Source organism: Pseudomonas sp. PA27(2017), from assembly GCF_001945445.1.
Classification (GTDB): Bacteria; Pseudomonadota; Gammaproteobacteria; order Pseudomonadales; family Pseudomonadaceae; genus Aquipseudomonas.
The window spans coordinates 1-23,599 of the sequence record NZ_MSXW01000029.1; the positions used below are offsets into that span (position 1 = coordinate 1).

General features: G+C 59.3%; 14 protein-coding genes and 1 pseudogene. 10 read left to right on the top strand and 5 right to left on the bottom strand.

The features are described from left to right. Positions 1 to 106: 106 nt before the first annotated feature. From BVH06_RS16185 to BVH06_RS16210, 7 genes and pseudogenes are all read left to right on the top strand, one after another. Entirely contained in the window at positions 107 to 6,787 is a 6,681-nt protein-coding gene (locus tag BVH06_RS16185) for a DUF637 domain-containing protein (RefSeq protein ID WP_075934775.1), read from the top strand. After that, positions 6,784 to 7,149 carry a hypothetical protein gene (locus BVH06_RS25485; RefSeq protein ID WP_139315664.1) on the top strand — a complete coding sequence of 122 codons (366 nt, stop codon included), beginning with the start codon at positions 6,784 to 6,786 and terminating at the stop codon, positions 7,147 to 7,149. The genes BVH06_RS16185 and BVH06_RS25485 overlap by 4 nt, the downstream gene beginning before the upstream one ends. A 249-nt stretch (positions 7,150 to 7,398) precedes the next feature. Beyond that, positions 7,399 to 7,755, top strand: a complete 357-nt coding sequence (locus tag BVH06_RS16190; RefSeq protein ID WP_075934776.1) for a hypothetical protein — start codon at positions 7,399 to 7,401, stop codon at positions 7,753 to 7,755. A 486-nt stretch (positions 7,756 to 8,241) separates the two neighbouring features. Next, a pseudogene (locus tag BVH06_RS16195) lies at positions 8,242 to 9,261 on the top strand (IS4 family transposase); the annotation flags it as partial. 371 nt (positions 9,262 to 9,632) lie between these two features. Further along, the gene (locus tag BVH06_RS16200) at positions 9,633 to 10,115 is read left to right on the top strand and encodes a CesT family type III secretion system chaperone (protein WP_075929867.1); all 483 of its coding nucleotides are present in this window, start codon (positions 9,633 to 9,635) and stop codon (positions 10,113 to 10,115) included. After that, positions 10,115 to 12,247, top strand: a complete 2,133-nt coding sequence (locus BVH06_RS16205; protein ID WP_075934777.1) for a hypothetical protein — start codon at positions 10,115 to 10,117, stop codon at positions 12,245 to 12,247. Before BVH06_RS16200 ends, BVH06_RS16205 begins: the two co-directional genes overlap by 1 nt. An 862-nt stretch (positions 12,248 to 13,109) precedes the next feature. Continuing rightward, positions 13,110 to 14,285, top strand: coding sequence for an L-rhamnonate dehydratase (locus tag BVH06_RS16210; RefSeq protein WP_075934778.1), 1,176 nt, complete (start codon positions 13,110 to 13,112; stop codon positions 14,283 to 14,285). A 52-nt stretch (positions 14,286 to 14,337) separates the two neighbouring features. Here BVH06_RS16210 and BVH06_RS16215 read toward each other — a convergent pair whose 3' ends face one another. Beyond that, positions 14,338 to 15,687 (bottom strand): pitrilysin family protein, encoded by a 1,350-nt coding sequence (locus BVH06_RS16215; RefSeq protein WP_075934792.1) that lies wholly within the window; start codon positions 15,685 to 15,687, stop codon positions 14,338 to 14,340. A gap of 41 nt (positions 15,688 to 15,728) precedes the next feature. Next, complete coding sequence (locus tag BVH06_RS16220) at positions 15,729 to 17,372, bottom strand: Na/Pi cotransporter family protein (protein ID WP_075929869.1); 1,644 nt, start codon at positions 17,370 to 17,372, stop codon at positions 15,729 to 15,731. A 397-nt stretch (positions 17,373 to 17,769) separates the two neighbouring features. Here BVH06_RS16220 and BVH06_RS16225 point away from each other — a divergent pair, with 397 nt between their 5' ends. Both BVH06_RS16225 and prfH read left to right on the top strand, forming a co-directional pair. After that, a complete protein-coding gene (locus BVH06_RS16225) occupies positions 17,770 to 18,906 on the top strand; it encodes an RNA ligase RtcB family protein (RefSeq protein ID WP_075934779.1) in 1,137 nt (378 codons plus the stop codon). Beyond that, positions 18,906 to 19,532: a peptide chain release factor H gene (prfH, locus tag BVH06_RS16230; protein WP_075929871.1), complete on the top strand. Its 627-nt coding sequence runs from the start codon at positions 18,906 to 18,908 to the stop codon at positions 19,530 to 19,532. Before BVH06_RS16225 ends, prfH begins: the two co-directional genes overlap by 1 nt. A 58-nt stretch (positions 19,533 to 19,590) precedes the next feature. On the opposite strand, the gene BVH06_RS16235 is transcribed toward prfH, so the two are convergent. From BVH06_RS16235 to BVH06_RS16245, 3 genes are all read right to left on the bottom strand, one after another. Then, on the bottom strand, positions 19,591 to 20,364 hold the full coding sequence (locus tag BVH06_RS16235; RefSeq protein WP_075929872.1) for a TerC family protein: 774 nt from the start codon (positions 20,362 to 20,364) through the stop codon (positions 19,591 to 19,593). Positions 20,365 to 20,466: 102 nt separating this feature from the next. Further along, the gene (locus BVH06_RS16240) at positions 20,467 to 21,771 is read right to left on the bottom strand and encodes a CitMHS family transporter (RefSeq protein WP_075929873.1); all 1,305 of its coding nucleotides are present in this window, start codon (positions 21,769 to 21,771) and stop codon (positions 20,467 to 20,469) included. Positions 21,772 to 22,068: 297 nt separating this feature from the next. Continuing rightward, positions 22,069 to 22,983 carry an AEC family transporter gene (locus BVH06_RS16245; RefSeq protein ID WP_075929874.1) on the bottom strand — a complete coding sequence of 305 codons (915 nt, stop codon included), beginning with the start codon at positions 22,981 to 22,983 and terminating at the stop codon, positions 22,069 to 22,071. 89 nt (positions 22,984 to 23,072) lie between these two features. Here BVH06_RS16245 and BVH06_RS16250 point away from each other — a divergent pair, with 89 nt between their 5' ends. Beyond that, positions 23,073 to 23,477, top strand: a complete 405-nt coding sequence (locus BVH06_RS16250; RefSeq protein WP_075929875.1) for a GFA family protein — start codon at positions 23,073 to 23,075, stop codon at positions 23,475 to 23,477. Positions 23,478 to 23,599: the final 122 nt, after the last annotated feature.

Genomic DNA, 23,599 nt, shown 5'->3' on the forward strand with positions numbered 1-23,599 from the left:
TCCCTGGAGCGCCCCGACGTGATCACCGAGGGCGAGCGCCCGGTGTATTTCCGCGTCGACCTTTTCTTCTGATTTCTGATTCGTTTACGCCCTGGAGCACCCTGACATGGACGTTCGCAGCCCCTTCTTCCAGAACATCGCCCTGATCGTCGCCGGCGTGATGTTCCTCAACCCCATCGTCGCCTCGGCGGCGCAGCTGACCGTTGATGCCCAGGCGGGCGGCAACACCAGCATCGGCCAAGCCGGCAATGGCGTGCCGATCGTCAACATCGCCACGCCCAACGGCAGCGGCCTGTCGCACAACAAATTCACCGACTACAACGTCGGTCAGCAGGGGTTGATCCTCAACAACGGCGCCCAGGCGTTCGTACCGACACAGCTGGGCGGTTACATCACCGGCAACCCGAATCTGCAAGGCGGCGCCGCGAACGTCATCCTCAACGAAGTGACCGGCAGCAACCGCAGCCAGCTCAAGGGCTACACGGAAGTGGCCGGGCAGGCCGCACACGTGATCGTCGCCAACCCCCATGGCATCACCTGCGATGGTTGTGGCTTCATCAACACCCCACGCGCGACCCTGACCACTGGCGCGCCGGTGGTCGAAAACGGACGCCTGCAACGCTTCGACGTCAATGGCGGCGACATCGCCATCGAAGGCGCTGGCCTCAATGCGGGCAACGTCGACCAGTTCGACCTGATCACCCGCAGTGCGCAGATCAACGCCGAAATCCACGCCAAGCGCCTGAACGTCATCGCCGGCCGTAACGAGGTCGATGTGGCGACCCTGCAGGCCACTGCTAAGGCCGATGACGGCTCCCAGCAGCCGCAACTGGCCATCGACAGCTCGGCCCTGGGCGGCATGTACGCCGGTGCGATCCGCCTGGTCGGTACCGAAGCCGGTGTAGGCGTGAAACTGGCCGGTGATATGGCCGCCAGCGCCGGGGATATTCAGATCGATGCCAACGGGCAACTGACCACCAATCGCATGGCGGCCAGCAATGACGTCACGCTGGTGGCCAAGGGCGTCGAGCTCAATGCCGATACCTATGCGGGGCGTAATGCGACGGTGACGGCTACCGACAAAACGGTGGTGAAGGAAAGCCTGGCAGCGGGGAGCAAGGTTGAAGTCGGTGGTGGTGAGCTGGAGAACCAGGGCATCGTCGAAGCTGGCGTCAAGGCAGACGGCACGCTGGTAACCAACAGCCAACTGGTGCTCAACAGCGAGCGCGTTACCAACCGGGGCGAACTGATCGCCCGCGGTACGCTGAATGCGACCGTTGACGAGCTGGATAACCGTACCGGCAAGCTGGTGAGTGCCGGTGATGCCACCATCCAGGCTGCAAAGCTCGACAACAGCCAAGGCCAGCTCATCGCCCAGAAGAACCTGACGCTCAAAGGCGGTGACGTCACCAACCATGCAGGTGAGGTAGTAACGGCCGGCCGACTGCACGTCGATGGCGCTGCGCTGGACAACCAGGGCGGCACACTGGCGGCCAACGCCATTGACATGAAACTCACGGGTGCCCTGACCAACGATCAGGGCCTGATCGAATCCACTCAGTCCCTCAAACTCGATGCTGACAGCGCCCAGAATCACAATGGGCGCCTGCGCGCGCTGGCCAGTACCGGCCAAAGCGACTTCCAGATCGGCAGCCTGTTCGACAACGGTCAGGGTTTGGTGGAAATCGGCAACGCCGCCTTCAGTCTCTCCAGCGGCTCACTGACCAACGTGGGCGGCACGGTTCGTCATCTTGGCAGCCAAGGGTTCGACCTGAGCCTGGACGACCTGGGCGGCGCCGGCGGACGCTTCACCACCAATGGTGAGCTGACCCTGAGCGCCGCTGACTGGACCAACACCAGCGAACTGCAGGCCGAGCGCCTGACCCTGAACATCGGTCAGTTCACCCAAACGGCCACCGGCCAGTTGATTTCCCGGCAGAGCATCGTGGCCACCGGCGACAGCTGGGTAAACGACGGCCTCATCGCCACCGATGGCACGCTAGGCCTGACGCTTACCGGCAGCTACACAGGCAATGGCGCGTTGAGCAGCCTTGGCGATCTGATCTTCAAGGCTGCCAGCGCCGAGTTCGGCACCGATGCGCAGGTCAAGAGTGGTGGCGTTGGGCAGTTCGACCTCACTGGCCAACTGCTGAACCGTGGCCGCCTGACCGCGGCCCAGGACATGTCCCTCAAACTGGGAAGTCTGGATAACCGCGGCACGCTGGGTGGTGCGGGCCTGCTGCGTATCGAGGGGGATTCGCTGCGTAACGAGCAGGGGCTGGTCTTCAGCGGTGGGGACATGACCCTGCGCACTACCAGCCTGACCAACCTGCTGGGCGATATCTACAGCCTGGGCGGGCTGGATGTAGCCCGTGATGAGCAGGGCGGCAATCTCGACTTGCTGGATAACCGTTCTGCGAGCATCGAGTCGGCGAAGGACATGACTCTGCGGGCAGCGGTGTTGCGTAACCGCAAGGACGTTTTCGATTGGGGCTTGGTGCAGACCTATGGTGGCGTTATCAAGCATTGTGGTGATTGTGGCGGTGACCACCATAACGTCGACTACGAGGCCATCGAACGTTTCGAAGCACGTGTGCAGGCCGACTCCGCTGCCTCGCGCATCCATAGCGGCGAGAATTTGAATGTTAAAGCTGGCGAGGTCACTAACCAATACAGCACGCTCAGCGCTGTAAATGACATTAGCGTTGTAGCCACTAGCTTGGAAAATACGGGCGCTAATCTAGTCTCGGTCGAACGTATACGCGTTTTCAACACTGGTCGTGTCACCGACGGGACAGAAGAGCGTTTTACCGCCGGTTATGTCTATCCCTATAACGCGCAGCCCCTTCCGAAGACACTGCCATCGGCTTTCTATCGGTGGCGCTTGGTGAGCGATATACAAAGGGAAACCCCCATCGGTATTGCGGCTCCCGCCATCATTCAAGCGGGAGGTAATGTAGATATACGGGCCACTCAGCCAATTACCAATGCGGCCGTTATGGCCCACAGCGCCCCTCAGGCTGGCGGCTCCACTCCAACGCTGGAGACGAGTGTTGACGGTGCCTCTGCTCCTTTGGTTGTGCAGCTCAACCCACAGCTTGCTGCTGACAAAGCACAGCAGGCGATAGACCCGATCAGTCTCCCAGGTTTCAGTCTGCCGCAAGGCCAGAACGGCTTGTTCCAAACCAACACAAATCCTGGTCACCGCTACCTGATCGAAACCAACCCAGCGTTTGCTGACCTCAAGAACTTCCTCAACTCCGATTACCTGCTCAGTCGCCTCGGTTTCGATCCTGACGTGGCGCAAAAACGTCTAGGGGATGGCCTTTACGAGCAGCGTCTGATCGAGCAGGCAGTGGCCGCACGTACTGGTAAACGCCTGCTCGATGGTCTTACTAACAACGACGCACAATTCCGCTACCTGATGGACAACGCCCTAGCCAGCAAGGACGCCCTGAGCTTGTCGCTGGGGGTAGGGCTGTCGGCTTCTCAAGTAGCGGCTCTGACGCATGACATCGTATGGCTCGAAGAGCGTGAGGTGCAGGGCGAGAAGGTGCTGGTGCCGGTGCTCTATCTTGCTCAGGTCGGTGATCGACTGGCGCCTACAGGTGCGCTGATTCAGGGTCAGGATGTTGCACTGATCAGTGGTAGCAGCCTGAACAACAGCGGCACCTTGCGTGCCAGCAAGAACCTCAGCGCCACCGCCTCCAGTATTGGCAACAGCGGCCTGATGCAGGCCGATGAGCGTTTGAAGTTACTCGCTAATGAAAGCATTCGTAACGCCCAAGGCGGCATTATTCGAGGCCATGACGTCTCGTTGACGACCGTGAGTGGAAATATCACCAACGAACGTACCATCAGCCAGCAAAGTATGAGCGGCAAGGGCTTTAGTCAGTTGACTAGCGTGGTTGATAAGGCGGCAAGCATCGAGGCTGGTAACACGCTGCAAATAAAGGCTGGTGGTGATATCCAGAACATCGGCGGCAGTCTCAGAGCGGGCGGAGATGCTGAATTAAAAGCTCGGGGGGATGTGATCATCGCTTCTGCCGAAGAAGAACACGGCAGCATGCGCAAGGACAAGCGCCATTTCTGGAGCTCCACCAGTACTACTCAGCATGGTAGTGATGTTCAAGTTGGCGGAAACCTTGCGGTATCTGCCGGGCAGGATATAGCTGTTGTGGCGAGTACGGTTAAGGCTACCGGTGACGTACTGCTCGATGCGGATCGAGACGTAATAGTGGCTGCGGCAGCCGATGAAAGTAGCAGCGAATATCGTTACAAGCGCAGTGGCAAAAAGGTTAATAAAGAAAACAGCACCATCCGCCAGCAGGCTGCGGTGATCGACGCTGGCGGCGACCTAACCATTCAGGCTGAGCGTAACGTCGCGCTAAACGCTAGCAATCTTACTGCTGGGGGCGAGGCCTATCTATATGCAGGAGAGCAACTGGCGCTATTAGCTGCACAGAACAGCGATTACTCGCTGTACGACATGAAGAAAAAAGGCTCTTGGGGCAGCAAGAAAACCCAGCGCGATGAAGTGACCACTGTTCGTAATGTGGGTACCACTATTACTAGCGGTGGAGATCTGACACTGGTCAGCGAGGGCGATCAGCTATACCAGAGGGCTCGCTTGGAAAGTGGCGCTGACCTAACTCTAGAGAGTGGTGGTTCGATAACTTTCGAAGCGGTGAAGGATCTGGATCAGGAAAGTCATGAGAAGAGTAAGAGCAGCCTTGCATGGACTTCCGGTAAGGGTAAGGGAAAAACAGACGAGACCGTACTTCAGAGTCAGTTGATTGCGGAAGGCAATGTCACGATTAGAGCGGTTGAAGGCCTGAAGATTGATGTTAAGCAGGTCAATCAACAGTCCGTTAGCCAAGCTATCGATGCGATGGTAAAAGCTGATCCGAGCTTGGAGTGGATAAAGCAGGCTGAGCAGCGTGGCGATGTGGATTGGAGGCAAGTTAAAGAAATCCACGATAGCTTCAAATACAGCCATTCAGGACTTGGTGTAGGTGCTCAGATAATCATCGCAATTGCGATGGCTGCGATAGTTGGGCCCATGGCAGCTGCAGCTGCTGGTGGTGGTGCAGGTGGGGCGGCTGCCGGCGCCATTGCCGCCGGTGCATCTACGAATGCAGCAGTTAGTACAGTTAATAATCGCGGGAATCTAGGCGCTGTATTTAAAGACGTCACCTCTAGTGATGCTTTAAAAGGATATGCAGTGTCTGGAATTACTGCAGGTGTTACAGCCGCCTGGATAGACCCTACGTTTGGGGGAAATACTAATCCAGCTAACTCAATGACACACGGTTTTGATCTTACAACGGTAGGCGGCGTTGCTGGATATGCTGGGCATGCCACTGCTAAGGCAATTCTCCAGGCTGGAGTGGGAACCGCTATAAATGGCGGGAGCTTCTCTGACAATTTGTCTGGTGCCTTAGCAACCCAGCTACAGGGGGTTCTACAAGCAGTTGCATTCAATGCTGTTGGTGCGGTCAGTAAAACCCAAAATTGGGAAACAGGCAGTCCTGAAAAAATTGTTATGCACGCCCTTGTCGGCGGACTGCTGAGTGAGGCCGCTGGCGGCACATTCGCAGCAGGTGCGTTAGCCGCGGGCGCTAACGAGGCCTTAGTTAAACATCTCGATTCATTAGTCAAATATGACGACACCCTGCTTACTGCAGCCTCACAGATTGTTGGTGTTGTAGCTGCAGGAGCGGTGAGCGGTGAAAAAGATCTGCAACTGGGAGCAGATATCGCTGGAAGTGCGACCAACTACAATTATTTAGGGCACGAGCAACTAGCACGAGCTGCTAGAGAGATTAACTCCTGTAAGAGCGAAGAGTGCGTTAGCAAAGCTCAGCTTAAATACTTGCAAATTAGTGCGGAGCAAGACGCCAAAGGTTTCGTCGACTGCGCCTCTAATGCTGAGACTTGCAAGGCGCACTCTACAGAGGTCGCTAATGCAAAGCTGAAGTTGGATGCCATCTATAACGAATTGGGCGATGGTATCGACGACTTGCAGAAGAAAGAAGCAATTCAGGCGTTAATTAATCAAAATAATGACGTTCAAGAAATGCTTGCAATGGCAACTACTGGTCGTCAGGCTGAAGGGGCGTTAATTAAGATTCAAACGACACTGGGTCTCTCAGACACACAAGTTGCTGACATAAAAGAAGCGATGCTCGTCGCATCTGTTGGCGGGCCGATGGGGGCGGCTGCTTTCTTTAAAATCAAATCTATATTAGCCAGCAGTGCCGCGAAAAAGCGCGCTGCTTTGAACGTAGCTTCGGATAATGGCAGTTCAAAAGATATAAATCTTTCATCAGGAAATCCAGTTCCTGGCCCAACTAGCTTTATGGGTAGTAAAGATCAGTTTTTTAAAAATGCGTCTAACAGAGCAGATGTTGACCCTGATGGATTTTTTGATGTGGTGGCTCATGGAAGCCAGCAGAAAATAGAGATCACTACACCAAGTGGAACCATAATGGCCGATCAACGTCTTGTCTCAAAATTGATCGAAAATAACGCTGGCTATACTGGTCAACCAATCCGGTTGCTATCATGTGACACTGGTGCATGTGATACTGGCTTTGCTCAGAATTTGGCTAATAAAATGGGCGTTCCAGTAAAAGCTCCCACCAGCTTAGTTTGGGCGTATAGTGATGGGCGACTGGTAGTGGCTCCACGTCTATCACTAAACAAAAATTCACCACTATTTAATACTCCAGATTTGTCGAAGCAGGGCGTATTTAAAATTTTTAATCCTGGTAAACCAGAATGAAAGAAGATGAGTCTGTTTTATGTTCGCGATGTGGCAGTGGGCTAGAGTTTTTTGAGGAAGGCAGTATCTCTGGCCAAAGATGCCTCTGTTGTGGGCTGTCTGTAGTTACAACAAACCTTTCAGGGATAAAAACCGACAGTAATATTTATGAGGTTAGCTGTAGCGGTGACTATCGAAATGAAGCCCATGTGAGGGCCGTTTCTGCGGTCTCTGGCTTTAACTTTATTGCGGCCAGAAAAAGACTTAAGGAAGGTCATTTTTCTGTCTTTTCTGGAGAGGCTGTGGATGTTTTGAAAGTCAAAAACACACTCGTCTCTGCTGGCGTTTATTGTACTGTTGAGCCTGATTTTCCATGGGGTTGACCAGAGTAAAGTTTGAGGGCGAGGTTGGTTTTACTCTTTTGAATTGTTAAAGGTGCGGGGTGGCCGCCCGATGCTGCGAGCTGTAGAGGTTCGCAGTCATGTAGTTTTAGGCGTATTAGTTGGCATGTGCAGTTGAGCGCTTAAATACCTGCTGTAGTATTCGCGCACCAAGCGAACACGGTTTTTTGCCCGGTTAGTATAGCTAAGGAAAGTTCTGGGTAATGTTGTTTTGCCTCGGAGTGTTTTTAAATGAAATTGAGCATTAGTTTCCCTGATAATTTAATCACTGACGAGCTACTTAATCAGATTCGAATTCCTTGCTTCTGCAAGGTTTCGAGAGAATTTGTAATTACATTTTCCGATACGGTTCCTGAATCTGCGGGTGTGGTTCTCGAATGGAGTCGTGAAGAGTTGGAGCTAAGAGCTGTGGCGGGAGGCGGTGGTGAATACACGCATTATAATAACGGGCTAATCACACTTAAGAAAATTGATGAAAATCTCTTCGATATCATTGATCTCGAAGTGTTCTACCGCAGTTTCGGTTGGTGTGTAGTCTTACGAGGCGGAGAGTATGCGCCTCCGGGAAACTTCTGGGACGAAGAGTAGATCTAGCTTTGAATAGGCGGTCTTTTCCAAACCCGAGCAGCCCCGTAGCGAGTCTGCATCAGTGCTAGACTTGTTCTTGATATCGTTACATAGCTATAGATTCGTCTTGGCCTTTATGGCAAGAAACTGCTGGGCGAGCGACTGGCGTAGCTCAGGTCGGAGCGTTAGAGCAACAGCATGCTTGATGCTTGTTCTTAATGCGGCATAAATGGCCTGAGGCCTGAAGGAAAGTTGAGTGCTGCTTATATCCGCTCACTATGCCCGCCATCGGACTCAATGTGTGCTTTCAGGGCTTCTGTCAGCTCAGCGGGCGCGCTCTCCAAGCGGCAATCTTCCCGCGCATTCCCGTAACTCGCCTTGGGATCAATGGGGTCAGAGTCTGAGGAATCCCCACAAAATATCCATTAAAATCAGTAGGATAGCTTGATGATGCCTGTCTGATTCGGGCAGTTTGGTAGTCGCCAAACACACCAACGCCCTAGAGTCATGCAGGCAATACGATTCTTACACAAGGCATTTTCCCAAGCACTCCCCACTGTTCACGCCAAGCGACTGACCGCGCTGATGAGTTGCGTCAGCGCCTTGCTGCATGGGCATCGCTTAACCCTGACCGATCTGGGCAGGGCCATGCCCAGCGGGGCCTACACCAAACATTCGATCAAGCGCGTGGATCGCTTATTGGGTAACGCCCAGCTTCAGTCCGAACGTCCTCTGTTCTACTGGAAAATGCTCACGGCACTGCTTGGCTCCCTGCGTCATCCACTGATCCTGGTGGATTGGTCGCCGATCAATGCCGCTTCTGATCTTTACTTGCTGCGCGCTTCAATACCGCTGGCCGGGCGGGCGTTCCCCGTTTACGAGAGCGTGCATGATCGTGAAGGCTGCCCACAACGCCAGAGGCAACTACTCGACGCGCTTGAGCTTATGCTCCCCGATCAATGCGTGCCGGTTCTGGTGACAGATGCCGGATTTCGTCGTCCCTGGTTCCAGACTGTCGAAGCCAAGGGCTGGTATTACGTGGGTCGCGTGCGTAATCGTGATCTCTATCGCGACGAGCAAGACCACTGGCAACCGATTAAGCATCTCTATCAGGGGATAACCTCGACAGCGCGGTCGCTTGGCGAAATCGAGATGACGCGCCGCGCGCCACATCAGGTTGCGCTGTACGGCATTCACCAGCCACCCAAGGGCAGGAAGCATCGACGCGTGACGGGCAGCATCGCGCGCAGAAAGCGCAGCCGCCAAAACGCTCGCCGTGAACAAGAGCCCTGGTTGCTCGCCAGCAACCTGCCGCAAACCAACTGGACAGCACGTCAGATCGTCGGCATCTACCGCAAGCGGATGCAGATCGAAGATGGGTTTCGAGACGTGAAAAGCCTGCGCTTCGGCTTTGCCTTCGATCTGCACCGCACGCGCTGTCCACGACACATCGAGATCCTGCTGTTGATCGCGGCAATGGCTTGTTATGCGCTGTACCTGGTTGGCCTTCAGGCTAAAACGACAGGCGGGTCATACCGCTGGGTCGGACGCCAGCCCGTGCTGGTCCAGCGAGGTACCGAGGTCTTTTTCGGGCAATTCCAGAACAGTCTCGATTGAAGGACATCAGCCAAGGGCTCGACGCCTTCGTCGCCCGCAAGAAAGGCCATTACTGTCAGGTGATACAAGCAAAGCCCGTGAAAGCAGGGCGACTCATCAGTGAAGCAACGCCGAGCGCCACGCACGCGTTGTCCCCCCTCGCGTGAATGACAGAACCGTGACACTGGCATGGAACCGGACAGCAGCGATCGCCACTCATTCCCGGACACCGTCAAGGCGGTTACACGCCCAATCCGATGGGACCACCCTCGAAGCCCTCGTAACAACGGAGAATAATAATCATGGCTGTACCTCATCAGTACCGCCGGCTGCTGGACGAGATCCATCAGCTGACTCATGTGCCTGAAGCGCTGCTGTCTCGTGAACTTATCCATCTGTCCATTCGTGGCGTCGACTTTTCCATTTACCCGGTTGGCGATCAGGATCAGGAGCACGTGGTCATCCATTGCGATCTCGGCGCACTGCCTGAGAAACGCAGAGATGAGGCGCTGCTGCGTTTACTCGATACCAACTTTCATCTCATCAACTCTGCAAAACCCATAACGTTCTGCCGCAACGAACAAAGTGGCAACCTATTGCTCAGCACCGCGCAGCCGCTCCTGGCGAGCCTCTCAGGACAATCGATTCTCGATCAGATGGGATCATTGGTGGATTACGCTCTGGTTTGGCGGCAAACCTTCTTCCTCGATCAGAAGGCGTCAACACCCCAGGCCCCCATTGCCAATCAACCACCTCAAACCTTTGGTGCCAGGAGGGCTTTCTAATGCTTACACCAAGAACATCCATCAGCAACTTGCACCAAACGCTGGCCGTACCGGGCGCCCAAGACACCCAGACCACTCAGCGTGCCAGCGTTGAGGGCGTAACGGCAGGTAACCAGGGCCCAATAGAACTCCGGCAGATGCCGGGGCATTATCCAACGACGCCGGAAGCGGCGCTGACACCCTTTACACCGTCGGCGAAACTCGTGGAACGGGCCGATAAACTGCGCGAAACCATGCACGTACAAGGCGCTACGGTTAGCGACGCGCAGAAAAAAGCACATATCCTTGAAAAAGCGATTATCCACGGTAAGTACTTGGAAGAATGCACCAAACACGCCGCGGCCAATAACTCATTGCACACGTTGCCTAGATTTCCAGAAATCGAAGCAGCCTTGGGGTTCGACAATCCGCTGTTCGATCAGGTCGATAACAGCTTGATGCAGGCCCAGAAAGAACTTGAGACTGCCGTTCAACTTCGTGGCGGCGAGCGGGGTAGCGCACCCGCTTCGACGGTGAACCTGAAAGAACAGATGAAGCAGCAGGCCGCTTTATTCGACGAGCACTTGCAAAATTTCGAGACCGCCAGAAAGCAGAATCTGTCTAAGCAAGATCGCGAGGCGGTGTTGAAAAGCGAGCTGAGTTTCTCGCTGTACGCCGCCCAAACAACATCCACCATACCCAGCACCATAACCAGCATGAGAGATACTGCCAATTTGGTGATTGGCGAGTTGGAAGAAAAGCTGAATGCGGCGGGTACTGAAAGCGCTGCTGAAAATGAACGAGTCTCGAGTTTACTCGGCGAATGGCGGGAAGCCTCGACTGCACTGGATCAGACTCTTGCCGATCTGGTGCCCGAATTGGAGACTGCGGTAGAACGATCAAAAATCGCAGAGACCATCAAGGATTTACAGGACAGCGGGGGCTGGGGCGCTCAATTGCACGCCATGGTAGGCCAAGGGTTCCGGCAGTTTGGACTGTCTGGCTTCGCGCTGGGGCTTGTGAACTCGTATTCTTCGGATTTGCTCAGCAAAACGCCATTGCCCGCGCCGCTTCAGATGGCGCTAGGTGCCGGCCTTACCGCTCTGGCCCACGATTTTGGTACCCACGCGATTGCTGCAGGGATATTGGAGCTTATGGGCGGCGCTACGAAGCCTGTGAAGGCCAGCGACGTAACCAGCACAGCAAATAAATTCATCTATGACAATGGTGAGTTCCGCGAGAAAACCACGGATGAAATACAAGCACAACGTGAGTTGCAGACCAAGTTCGAAAAAGAACTCAAGTATGGTGACAATGCCAACAAGTTAGGCACTGGGTGGAGTGAACTCAAGTACGCCTCCGTATTCGGTGCGGTTCAAGGCCTCGGTAGCCTTGTCGCCACGGGGCCGGCCGCATCCGTAACCGGTTCTCTCATTGCCGGCGGTTTGGTGGGGGCCTTGATTGGCGGCGGCGGCATGAACGCGAGTGCCAAAGAGCCCGGAGGCCGGAGCGTACCGGCCATGGAGCCGACACCGACATCAGGTACGCTACGTGGCGCCAAGAACAAGGCGTTTGAGATGATGAATAAAAAAATGGATTACAGCAATGACGACAATCTGAAAACGCTTCAAAACAAATTCGCCGGACTTTTGACCGGCAGTGCGGCGAAAAGACTGGTGGACTTTGCCGCCACTGCCATCGAGACTCGATATCCAGCCGCCGGCAAGGGTGTACAAGCGGCGGGGACGGCAGTTGGAACTGTCATGAATTTGTTATCGTTGTATGGAAGTTTGAAGATTTCAGACGAGGCTAATGCATACAAAAAGGAACGAGAGGAAGCACGAACACCGGCCGGGCAAGAAACGAGAGAGGGCTATTTCAATTTCGACAGGCCCAAAGGCCTGGTGATGCTGGGCACAAACCCTAACCATCCCGCTGCTAAGCAGGTCTTTCCTGAAGGCAGTATTGGCCGAGTGGCCACAAACGTTCTTGACGCCAGCCAGCGTGCACTGAATTTACCTGGGGCAGTCGCCAACTCCGTTGTCGATGGCGTGGTGAGAGCAGGCGTCGACAAGACCGTGCAAGGTGTGCGGAACGCGAGAAACACCACTGCTCAACCGGACACCGAGCGTGATGCCCCTGACAACGCTTGAGGCAGTGCCTCCAGATGCATGGGGGCTGTCGACGTTTCACGCATAGCTGCGCCGGAGCCCGTTTTGCCGGGAGGTAAGGCACGAGCCGCGACGTCTAGCTAGCGGGCTAAAAGAGCCGGCGATAAACGCAGCATCGCGGCAAAACGGACACGGCCCGGCGTGTTGCGCGAGAAATATCGCCATGCGTCGTTGGAGGATTCGAAGAGGGAAGGCGCGGACGGCTAGTCCATTGCCTGCGTGCTCCGTCTAGCGGATCGCCGCCCGGCGTAGCGAGATTTCTCGCGGCAACGCGGCTCGCGCTGCAGCATCTAAAGGTGCCGGGGCTCATGGCGCTTATAAACTTCCTTGTGTGACTGCGCCTCTTTCCTCTCCATCTCTTCACGCCGGCTTGCCCGCTTTCCGCTGGCTCCACCTACCTCCGTGAGCAAAGCTCGCACTACGATCGTCCAGCTTCCGGACCCGGGGCTATCCGCCTGAGCCGCTTAGCGGCCTCCCATTCTTGATTGTTCTTCAACAGCCTATCCAGCTCTACGGGCGATAACACGCCCGCGGCTTTTATCGCTCTTGGCATTTCCTGTGGTTATCACCGAATGCGCATAAGTGATTATCCGCCGCCGTGCGCCATGGCTAGAGTCGTCGGCAACAGGCAGCTCGGCTGCCGCCGCAGACCAACAAGAAGCCGGCCCTGATCGCCAGGGCAAAAGCGGCAACAAGGAATCGACCATGACACCGATGGCATCGGTCAGGGCGCTGGCCTCGCTGTGCTCGCCACCTCTTTTCAATTTCCCGCTCAACCAACCCCGTCGTATCGCCGAGAGCCAGCCTCTGCCGGTCGCCCCTCTATCGTGAAAGGAGCCGTACCATGAAAATAAAATCCATCCGTACCCGCGTTTTCGAGTGGAAGGGCAAGGTCGTGCCGCCCCAGGCGCACTTTTGCACCAATGCCAGTGACATCCTCTTCGAGAAGGGCGATGCCATGGGCTCGTTCCGTTTCCATGGCTGGCTGGTGGTGGAAGTGGAGACCGACAACGGCATCGTCGGCATCGGCAACTGCGCCCTGGCGCCGCGGGTGGCCAAGGAGATCATCGACACATACTTGGCGCCCATCGCCATCGGCGAGGACCCATTCGACAACGAGTACATCTGGCAGAAGATGTATCGCCAGAGCCACGCCTGGGGCCGCAAGGGCATTGGCATGGCGGCGATCTCGGCGATCGACATCGCCATCTGGGACATCATGGGCAAGGCGGTCAACAAACCGGTGTTCAAGCTGCTCGGCGGGCGCACCAAGGAAAAGATCTGGACCTACGCCTCCAAGCTGTATGCCAACGACAACCTCGACCTGTTCCTGGAAGAGGCCCAGGGCTATTTGAACCAGGGCTTCAACGCCCTGAAGATGCGCTTCGGTTATGGCCCGAAGGATGGCCCGGCGGGCATGCGCCGCAACATCGAGCAGGTGCGTGCGCTGCGTGAGCTGGCTGGCCCGGACGTGGACATCATGCTCGAGTGCTACATGGGCTGGACCCTGGAATACGCCCGCCGCATGTTGCCCAAGCTCGCCGAATTCGAGCCGCGTTGGCTGGAAGAACCGGTGATCGCCGACGACCTCGAAGGCTATATCGAGCTGAAGAAGATGGGCATCATGCCGATTTCCGGCGGCGAGCACGAGTTCACCTCGTACGGCTTCAAGGAGATGCTCGAGCGCCGTGCCGTGGACGTGATCCAGTACGACACCAACCGCGTGGGCGGCATCACCGCGGCGCGCAAGATCAACGCCATGGCCGAAGCCTGGTCGGTGCCGGTGATCCCCCATGCCGGGCAGATGCACAACTACCACCTGACCATGTCGACCACCGCCTCGCCGATGGCGGAGTTCTTCCCGGTGTTCGACGTCGAGGTCGGTAACGAGCTGTTCTACTACGTGTTCAAGGGCGAGCCGGCGCCGGTCAATGGCTATATCCAGCTGGATGACCACAAGCCCGGCCTGGGCCTGGAAATCTCCGAGGAGTACCTGAGCGATTTCAATATCATCGAGTGAGCCGCGACTGCGCTTGCTGCATCGTCGAGCCCCGGTTATCCGGGGCTTTTCGTCAGCGGCGGCGCAGCAGGCTGACCAGACCGACCAGAGCCAGCAACAGAATTACCACTGCCACCGCACCCACCCCATACAGACCGGCGGTGCTCAGCAGTGGTTGCTCCACGCGCTGGTAGCTCGGCTGCTTGAGCAGGAGATTCAGCGCGGCATCCAGCTGGGCGGTGTGGAGCTTGCGCAGTTCCGGCGCCGGGTCGGCGAAGCGGCCTTCTTCGTAGCTGCCCAGGGAGCTCCAGTAGATGTCGGCCAGGGCGCTATTGCCCTGTGCGGTCCAGTTCTGGCGGGCTAGGGCGACGCTGCGCAGGCGCTCTACGGTGACGTCGTCCATGCCGTCCTTGGCGAGGCGTTGCAGCAAGTCATGCAGGCGCTGCTCGGTCTGCGCCACGTCTTCGCGCGCCACCTCGGCGCTGATGCTGAAGAAGCTGCTGCTGCCGTAGGCGCTGCGCTCCACGGTGGGGCTGTAGGCCAGGCCATGTTCGAGGCGCAGGTCGCGGTACACGGCCCATTGCAGGTAATCGCGCAGCAACTGCCAGGTGCCCTGGTCGAGTTCGCCGACCCAGGGTTCGGTGAAGATCAGGTTCACCTGGGCGGTGTCGCCGACCAGGCCGGTGGTCAGTGTCCGTTCGGGATCGGCGTGACCGGTGCTTTCCGGCAGTTCGCGCAGCTCGGGCATGGGGCCGGGCGGCAGTTCGCCGAAGCGCCGTTCCAGGTAGGCGGGCAGGCGGCGATCCAGATCGCCGACCATGATCAGGGTCATGTTGTTGGCCACGTACCATTGTTCGCGCAGACGCTCCAGGCCGGCGGCGTCCAGGCGCTCCAGCGAATCCTGCTCGGCACAGGCCTGACCGAGTTCGGCGGCCACCTGTTCGGTGGCGTCGTTACGCTTGCTCGAAGCGCCCAGCAGGCGCTGCCAGGCAGCGGGGTGTTCGCCGTTCTCGTGGACGATCACCCGCTTGGCTGCGTCGATGCGCTCGGCGGTGAATTCGGTGTTGAACAGGGCAGCGAGCAGCAGATCGAGCGCCGCACGCTGGTTCGCGGCCGGGACTTCGATGACGAAGGTGGTGTCGCTGTCACGGGTGAAAGCATTCCAGTCGCCACCCAGGGCCTGCATGCGCTCTTCCAGGCCGGCTTCGCCGCGTTCGTCGATGCCGCTGAACAACAGGTGTTCGAGCAGGTGCGGCATTTCCTTGTGGGAGCAGTCGAACTGGTCGAAACCGACGCCGACCACCAGGCGGATCGACACGTGACCCCGTTCGCTGGTGGGCTTGAGGATCAGCTGCAGGCCATTGTCCAGCGGGTAGCCTTCGACCTTCAGATGATCGGCCGCCCACAGCGGGCTGCACATCATCAGCCCCAGCAGCAGTGCCAGTGAGCGGGCCACGGCCCGCACTATTCACCACCTTCTTCGGCGAGCAGGGCACCGGTTTCGTGGCTGCCGAGTACGGCGTAGGCGCTTGCGCAGAACAGCGAGTTGAGGCGTTTCATATCGTCGATCAGTTCCAGATGCAGAGAGCTGGTTTCCAGACTCTTGACCACCTGCCTATGCAGACGTTCGACATGTAAATGCGTGAGCCGGCGCTCCTGAATACGGAAGCGGCGCTTCTCGCGCAGCAATTGGCGTGCAGCATCCGCGTCGGCCGAGAAGAACACCGACAGGCCCAGGCGCAGGTTGCCGAGCAGGCGTTCGTGCAGCGCGGTGAGTTCTTCCAGGCCGCTCTCGGAGAAGGCATGGCGTTGGGCGGTCTTCTCGTCCTGGATCTTGCCGAGCATGCGCTCGATGATGTCGCCGGAGCGCTCCAGATTGGAGGAAAACTCGATGATCTCGGCCCACCGTCGGCTGTCCGTTTCGCTCAGGTCTTCCTGCTGGATCTGGGCGAGGTAGAGCTTCACGGCGGTATAGAGGGCGTCGATGTCGTCGTCGATACGCCGCAGATCCTTGGCGAGAATCGGCTGGCTGCCACGCAGGGCATCCTGCAAGTGACCGAGCATGCTGTCGACCAGATCGCCGATGCGCAGGGTTTCGCGCACGGCGTTGGACAGTGCCAGGCTCGGCGTGGGCAGCGCCGTGGGGTCGAGGTGGCGGGCCTTGGCCACGGCGTTGATGTCCGGGCGATCGGGCAGCAGCCAGTTGCAGAAGCGCGCCATCAGGCCCAGGGTCGGCAGCATCAGCAGGCAGCGCAGAGTGTTGTAGAGCACGTGGAAAGCGATCACCAGCTCGGCCGGGTGCCATTTCAGGCTATCGAGCCAATGCGCCAGCGGGTCGAGCACCGGGATCACCAGGATCAGGCCGATCAGCTTGTAGAGCAGGCTGCCCAAAGCCACACGGCGGCCGGCCTGGCTCTGCATGCTGGCGTTGAGAAAGGCCAGCACGCCGCTGCCGATGTTGGCGCCGATCACCAGGCCGATGGCTACCGGTAGGCCAATCACCCCGGAGCCGGTCAGCGTCGCCGTGAGCAGCACCGCGGCCAGGCTGGAATAGGAGATCAAAGCGAACAGCGCACCGACCACCGCATCGAGCAGCACGTCGCCGGTCAACGAGGCGAACAGCACGTGGATGCCCTTGGCCTCGGTGATCGGCGTGGCGGCAGTGACGATCAGTTGCAGGGCAAGAATCATCAATCCCAGGCCGATGGCCACGCGACCGAGCTGGCCGGCGCGGGTCTGCTTGCGCGACAGGAAGAACACCACACCGAGAAAGATCAACAGCGGCGACAGCCAGCTGAGGTCGAAGGTCAGCACCCGGGCCATCAGCGCGGTGCCGACATCGGCGCCGAGCATGATCGCCAGTGCCGGGGTCAGCGCCATCAGGCCCTGGCCCACGAACGAGGTGACCAGCAGCGCCGTGGCGTTGCTGCTCTGCACCAGCGCGGTCACGGCGATGCCGGCGACGAAGGCCATCGGCCGCTTGCCGACGTTGTGGCTGAGCACGCGGCGCAACTGCGAGCCGTACACCCGCAGGATGCCGGTGCGCACGATATGGGTGCCCCAGATGAGCAGGGCAATGGCGGACAACAGATTGAGCAGCGTCAACATCACGCATCTCCCTGATATGCAGATTCGATCCCGGTACTTGGGATACTGCCGATGACGGCGTTCGCGCAGGCGTGGTCACCAACACCGCTGCCTATTACAAGCTGTAGTTGGAGAAGCGCAGGTTGCCAAGCAAGGAGTGGACCGCCGCTTGGCCGGCGGGTTGCGCGGTGCGTCAGTCAATCACCGTGCTCTGTTGCAAGCGAGCGCTAATGCGCCTAGCATGCGCGCCTTCTCTCAACCGACAGCAAAGGAGGCACATCATGCAGCAGCTGATCACCCTTTGCAGGTCGCGCCTGGCTTGATCGCACTCGCCGCTCTTCGTTAGCGGTGCCGCAACGCCCGGCCTCTGGCCTGCCAATCCGAACATCTTTCTGTTTCAACCCATCAGGATTGGACTATGGGCACTTGCATTCGCAATTTGTCCGACGGCGCCGTATTGGTCGCCACGGACGACACCTGGATCGAAGGAAAAGCGATCCAGCAACTCGAAACCACCGCTCGCTTACCGGGCATGCATCGGGTGGCCGGCATGCCGGATCTGCACCCGGGGCGTGGATACCCGGTTGGTGCGGCATTCTTTTCCGTAGGGCGTTTTTACCCGGCGCTGGTTGGCAACGACATCGGCTGCGGCATGGCGCTGTGGCGCACGGACATACCGACCGCCAAGCTGCATCTGGACAAACTGGAAAAGCGCCTCGGTAACCTCGACCTGCCACTCGACGAGAACTGGCAGGAGGCGGTCGCCGCCTTCGGGCTGCCAACCACCGGACACGAGCGCTCCCTTGGCACCATCGGCGGCGGTAACCATTTCGCCGAGCTGCAGCAGCTCGATGAAAGCTATGACGATGCTGCGCTAACAGCCTTGGGCATCGAGCGTAAGCACCTGCTTTTGCTGGTGCACAGCGGCTCGCGCGGCCTCGGTGAAGCGATCCTGCGTGAGCAGGTCGACCTGTTCGGCCATCAAGGCCTGGAGGCGGGCAGCGATGCCAGCAGCCATTACCTGGGCCGACACGACGGCGCGCTGCGTTTCGCCGAAGCCAACCGCCAGTTGATCGCCCGGCGTATGCTCGAGCGCTTGCGTGCCGACGGCGAGAGGGTGCTCGATATCAACCACAACCTAGTCTCGCCAGCGCGTATCGATGGCCTCGATGGCTGGCTGCACCGCAAGGGCGCCACGCCGTCGGACCAGGGTACGGTGGTGATTCCCGGCTCGCGTGGCGATTACAGCTACCTTGTGCAGCCGATCGCCGATGAGCGCAGCCTGCTGTCGCTGGCCCACGGCGCCGGTCGCAAATGGATGCGCAGCGAGTGCAAGGATCGCCTCGCCGCGCGCTATAGCGTCGAGCAACTGAGCCGCACCGCACTCGGCAGCCGGGTGATTTGCGCCGACCGCGCGCTGATCTACGAGGAGGCGCCCGAGGCCTACAAGGCTATCGACTCGGTCGTCGGTGCCTTGCGTCAGGCGGGGCTGGTTCGCGTGCTGGCGCGACTGAAACCGGTGCTGACCTACAAGACGCGTGGAGGGTGCTGCTGATGATCCTTCTGCAACTCTCGGCGGCTCAGGGTCCGGAGGAATGTGCGCTGGCAGTGGCCAGGGCATTGCCCAGGCTACAGGCCGAAGCGGATGGCCTCTGCGTGGCGGTACGGGTACTCGAAGAGGAACCGGGGCCGCGGCGTGGCACCTTGCGTTCGGTATTGCTGGCGCTGGATGGCGAGCAGGCCGAGCGGCTGGCCGGTGACTGGACGGGCTCGCTGCAATGGACCTGCCCAAGCCCCTACAGGCCCGGCCATGCTCGCAAGAACTGGTTCTTCGGTGGTGCGCGCTTTGCCGCGCCGGCAGAGGAGCTGGCCGGTGAAATCCGCTTCGAAACCCTGCGCTCGTCTGGGCCGGGTGGCCAGCACGTCAACACCACCGAGTCGGCGGTGCGTGCCATCCATGTGGCCAGCGGCATCAGCGTCAAGGTGCAGAGCGAGCGCAGCCAGCACGCCAACAAGCGCCTGGCGCTGCTGCTGATTGCCCAGCGCCTCGCCGTGCATGCCCAGGCGCAGGCCGATGCGGCGAGGGCGCAACGTCGCGATGCGCACCTGCAGGTGGAGCGGGGTAACCCGCGGCGGGTGTTTCGTGGTGAGCGCTTCGAGCCCGCAGCGGATCGGGTCTGAGCGCATAAAAAAACGGGGCCGTCGAGGCCCCGTTTTTCATTGCATCAGCGTCAGCCGATCACTGCCCAGGAATGTCCTTGCGCAGTTTCACCGGCTCCGGGTCGGCCTTGCCTTCGGCGCGGCGGCGGGCGGTGCGCATGCGGATGTTCAGCGCTTCCACGGCCAGGGAGAAGGCCATGGCGAAGTAGACGTAGCCTTTCGGTACGTGGACTTCGAAGCTCTCGGCGATCAGCACGGTGCCGACCACGATGAGGAACGACAGGGCCAGGATCTTCAGGCTCGGGTGTTTCTCGATGAAGTCGCTGATGGTGCCGGCGCAGATCATCATCACGATGACGGCGACGACAATGGCCGCGACCATGACCGGTACGTGGGAAACCATGCCGACCGCGGTGATGACCGAGTCCAGCGAGAAGACGATGTCGATGATGGCGATCTGGATGATGGTACCGAGGAACTGCTTGCCGGCGCCCGAGGGCTGCTCGGGGCTTTCTTCCTCGCCTTCCATGCCGTGGTAGATCTCGGTGCTGCTCTTCCACAGCAGGAACAGGCCGCCGAAGAACAGGATCAGGTCACGACCGGAGATGCCCTGGCCGAACACATGGAACAGGTCGGTGGTCAGGCGCATGATCCAGGTGATGGACAGCAGCAGCAGGATGCGCGTGACCATGGCCAGGGCCAGGCCGAAGAAACGGGTACGCGCCTGCATGTGCGGCGGCATGCGCGACACCAGAATGGCGATCATGATGATGTTGTCGATGCCCAGAACGATTTCCAGGGCGGTCAGAGTCAGGAAAGCAACCCAGATTTCCGGGTTGGTGAGCCATTCCATTAGAGGTTCCTTGTGGGTGAATAGAAAACTGGCGCGAGGCATCGGCCGGGATGCCGAAGTCTAGCGCCAGTGATGTGAAAATTTCGTCAAAATGTTTTCGGATCAGCTACCGAACAGCGGAAACACGCCCAGCACCAGCGCCGCAGCCAGGATCGCCATGCATACCAGCACCGCCCATTTCAGGGTGAAACGCTGCAGGTCGCCGAATTCGATCTTCGCCAGGCCAATCAGCAGGTAGGTGGACGGCACCAACGGGCTGAGCAGGTGCACCGGCTGGCCGACGATGGAGGCGCGGGCCATTTCCACGGCGCTGATGCCGTAGCCGGAGGCGGCCTGGTTCAGCACCGGCAGAATGCCGTAGTAGAACGCATCGTTGGACATGAAGAAGGTGAACGGCAGGCTGACCAGGGCGGTGATTACCGCCAGGTGCGGGCCGAGGGCGTCCGGAATCACCGCCAGCAGGCTCTTGGACATGGCGTCGACCATGCCGGTGCCGCTGAGGATGCCGGTGAAGATACCCGCCGCGAAGATCAGGCCGACTACCGCCAGGACGTTGCCGGCGTGGGCGGCGATACGGTCCTTCTGCTGCTGCAGGCAGGGGTAGTTGATGATCATGGCGATGCTGAAGGCGATCATGAACAGCACCGGCATCGGCAGCAGGCCGGCGATCAGGGTGGTCATCAGCACCACGGTGAGAATGGCGTTGATCCACAGCAGTTTGGGGCGGCGAGCCTCGGGGAACTGCGACACGCTGATTTCTTCCTGAGCACTCTGGTCGTCCGGCAGTTGCAGCACGCCCAGGCGCTTGCGCTCGCGCATGCCGTATAGGTACGCCACGCCGAACAGCACGATGGCGCCGACGATCATGCCGGGAATCATCGGCACGAACACGTCCGACGGGTCGACGTGCAGGGCACTGGCGGCGCGTGCGGTCGGGCCGCCCCAGGGCGTCATGTTCATGATGCCGCCGGCCATGATGATCAGGCCGGCCATGATGGTCGGGCTCATTTTCAGGCGGCTGTACAGCGGCAGCATGGCGCCCACGCAGATCATGTAGGTGGTCGAGCCGTCGCCGTCCAGGGAGACGATCAGCGCCAGGGCCACGGTGCCGACCGCGACCTTCAGCGGGTCGCCCTTGACCAGCTTGAGGATCAGGCGCACGGGCGGATCGAACAGGCCCGAGTCGATCATGATGGCGAAGTAGAGGATGGCGAACATCAGCATCACGCCGGTGGGCGCGAGCTTGCTGATGCCTTCGAGCATCATCGGGCCGATCTGCTCGGCGAAGCCGCCGATCAGGGCGAAGATGATCGGAATGATGATCAGAGCGATCAACGCCGACAGGCGTTTGCTCATGATCAGGTACATGAAGGTCGAGACCATGGCGAAGCCAAGGAATGTGAGCATGGAGATTCTCCGGACGTGATTCGGCTAGGGGCGGGTAACGCGCGAGTGGCTAGCGTCGAGGCGAGCGGAGAGGGCGATTCAGGCGTGAGTAGCTGAGGCGGAACATGGTTAATTACCTGTTTTGTTCTTGTTGACGGCAGCTGCGGGCCTCACTGGCGGCAGCTCATCGACCAATCTGTGTCGGTCAGTGCGCGGATGCTAGAACACGAAGCTTTCAGCCAGCTTTCGCCGAAACCAGGGCTGCGAACAGGAAATTGGGCAGGCGACGCGGACCCTGTGGTCCGCGTCGCGGTGCTTTCAGAGCAGGCGTTCGAGGAGCGCCAGCACCGCCACCAGCGAAGCGGCAGCCAGCAGATGCTGCAAGGTGATGATGCCGGCCATCAGGTTGGCATCGCCGCCCAACTGGCGGGTCAGCACATAGGCGGTCGGTGCGGTGGGCAGGGCGAAGAACAGCACCAGTACGGTGCTTTCCATGGCCGGCAACTGCAGCCCGACGGCCACGGCCAGGGCCAGCAGTGGCATCAGTAGCAGGCGCAGCAGGCTGTTCCAGGCCAGGGCCGGTACCTCGCCGCCCAGCTGTTCGGGTTTCAGCGCCGCGCCCACGCACAAGAGGCCTAGCGGCAGGCTTGCCGCCGCCAGCAGGCTGAGCAGTCGACCGCTGCCGCCGGGCAAACCCAGGCCGCTCAGGTTGACCAGCGCACCGGCCAGGCAGGCCAGGATCAACGGGTTGCGGATGATCGGCAGCAGCAGGCTGCGCGCGCTGACGCCCCGCTCGGCGGTCAGTGACCAGACCGATAGCACGTTGACGGTCGGCACCATCAGCGCCAGCATCAGGGCTGCCAGAGTCAGGCCCGGCTGGCCGAACAGGCTGCCCACGGCGGCCAGGCCCAGGTACGTGTTGAAACGCAGGATGCCTTGGCTGAAAGCACCGAAGCGCGCCGCCGGCCAGCCGCGCAGGCGACGCACCACCAGCAGCGCCAGCCAGGCGATGCCCAGGCCGAGCAACACGGCCAGTGCCATGCGCGGCAGCTGCGGGTTGTCCAGCGGTGCGGTGGCCAGGCTGTTGAACAGCAGCGCGGGGAACAGGATGAAGTAGTTGAGGCGTTCGGCGCCTGGCCAGAAGGCTTCGTTGGGGAAGCCGCGACGGCTGAGCACGTAGCCGCCGACGATCAGCGCGAAGAGTGGCCAAAGGGCCAAGAGCAGTTCGGTCACGGGAGCCCCCGGTGGTGGTGAGGGTGCATCTTCGCCAGTGCCGTTTGATCAGGCAAGCTGGGATATCACGAGGTTTCAAGGAGAGCGGGATGAGCGATTCGCATCAGGGCGGCTGCCAATGCGGCGCCGTGCGTTACCAGTTCCGCGCGCCGTTGCGCGATATCGCCCACTGCCACTGCTCGGTGTGCCGACGCAGCACCGGCGGCATCCTGGTGACCTGGATCACCGTGCCGCTGGCAGCCTTCACCTGGCTACGCGGCGAACCGGCGCGTTTCGCCTCCTCGCCCAGCTGCGAGCGCTACTTCTGCCCGACCTGCGGCGCCCATCTGGCGCTGTTCACCACTCTGAGCCCGAACAGCCTGGACGTGACCATCGCCACGCTCGATCACCCCGAACACGCCGCCGCCGACCGGCATATCTGGACCCAGAGCCGTTTGCCGTGGCTGGAGGTCGATCCATCTTTGCCCCAGGAGCAGCAAGAGCGAATCGACTAGCGGCACATATCTGATTTAGCGGTCGTCGAGCTACTGTCGCCTGGTTCATCGAACTTTATTAAAGATTGGCTGTCTCGCGCCGATTGCCTGTCTGTACCTCGTCCATTGCCTAACGTGCCGCA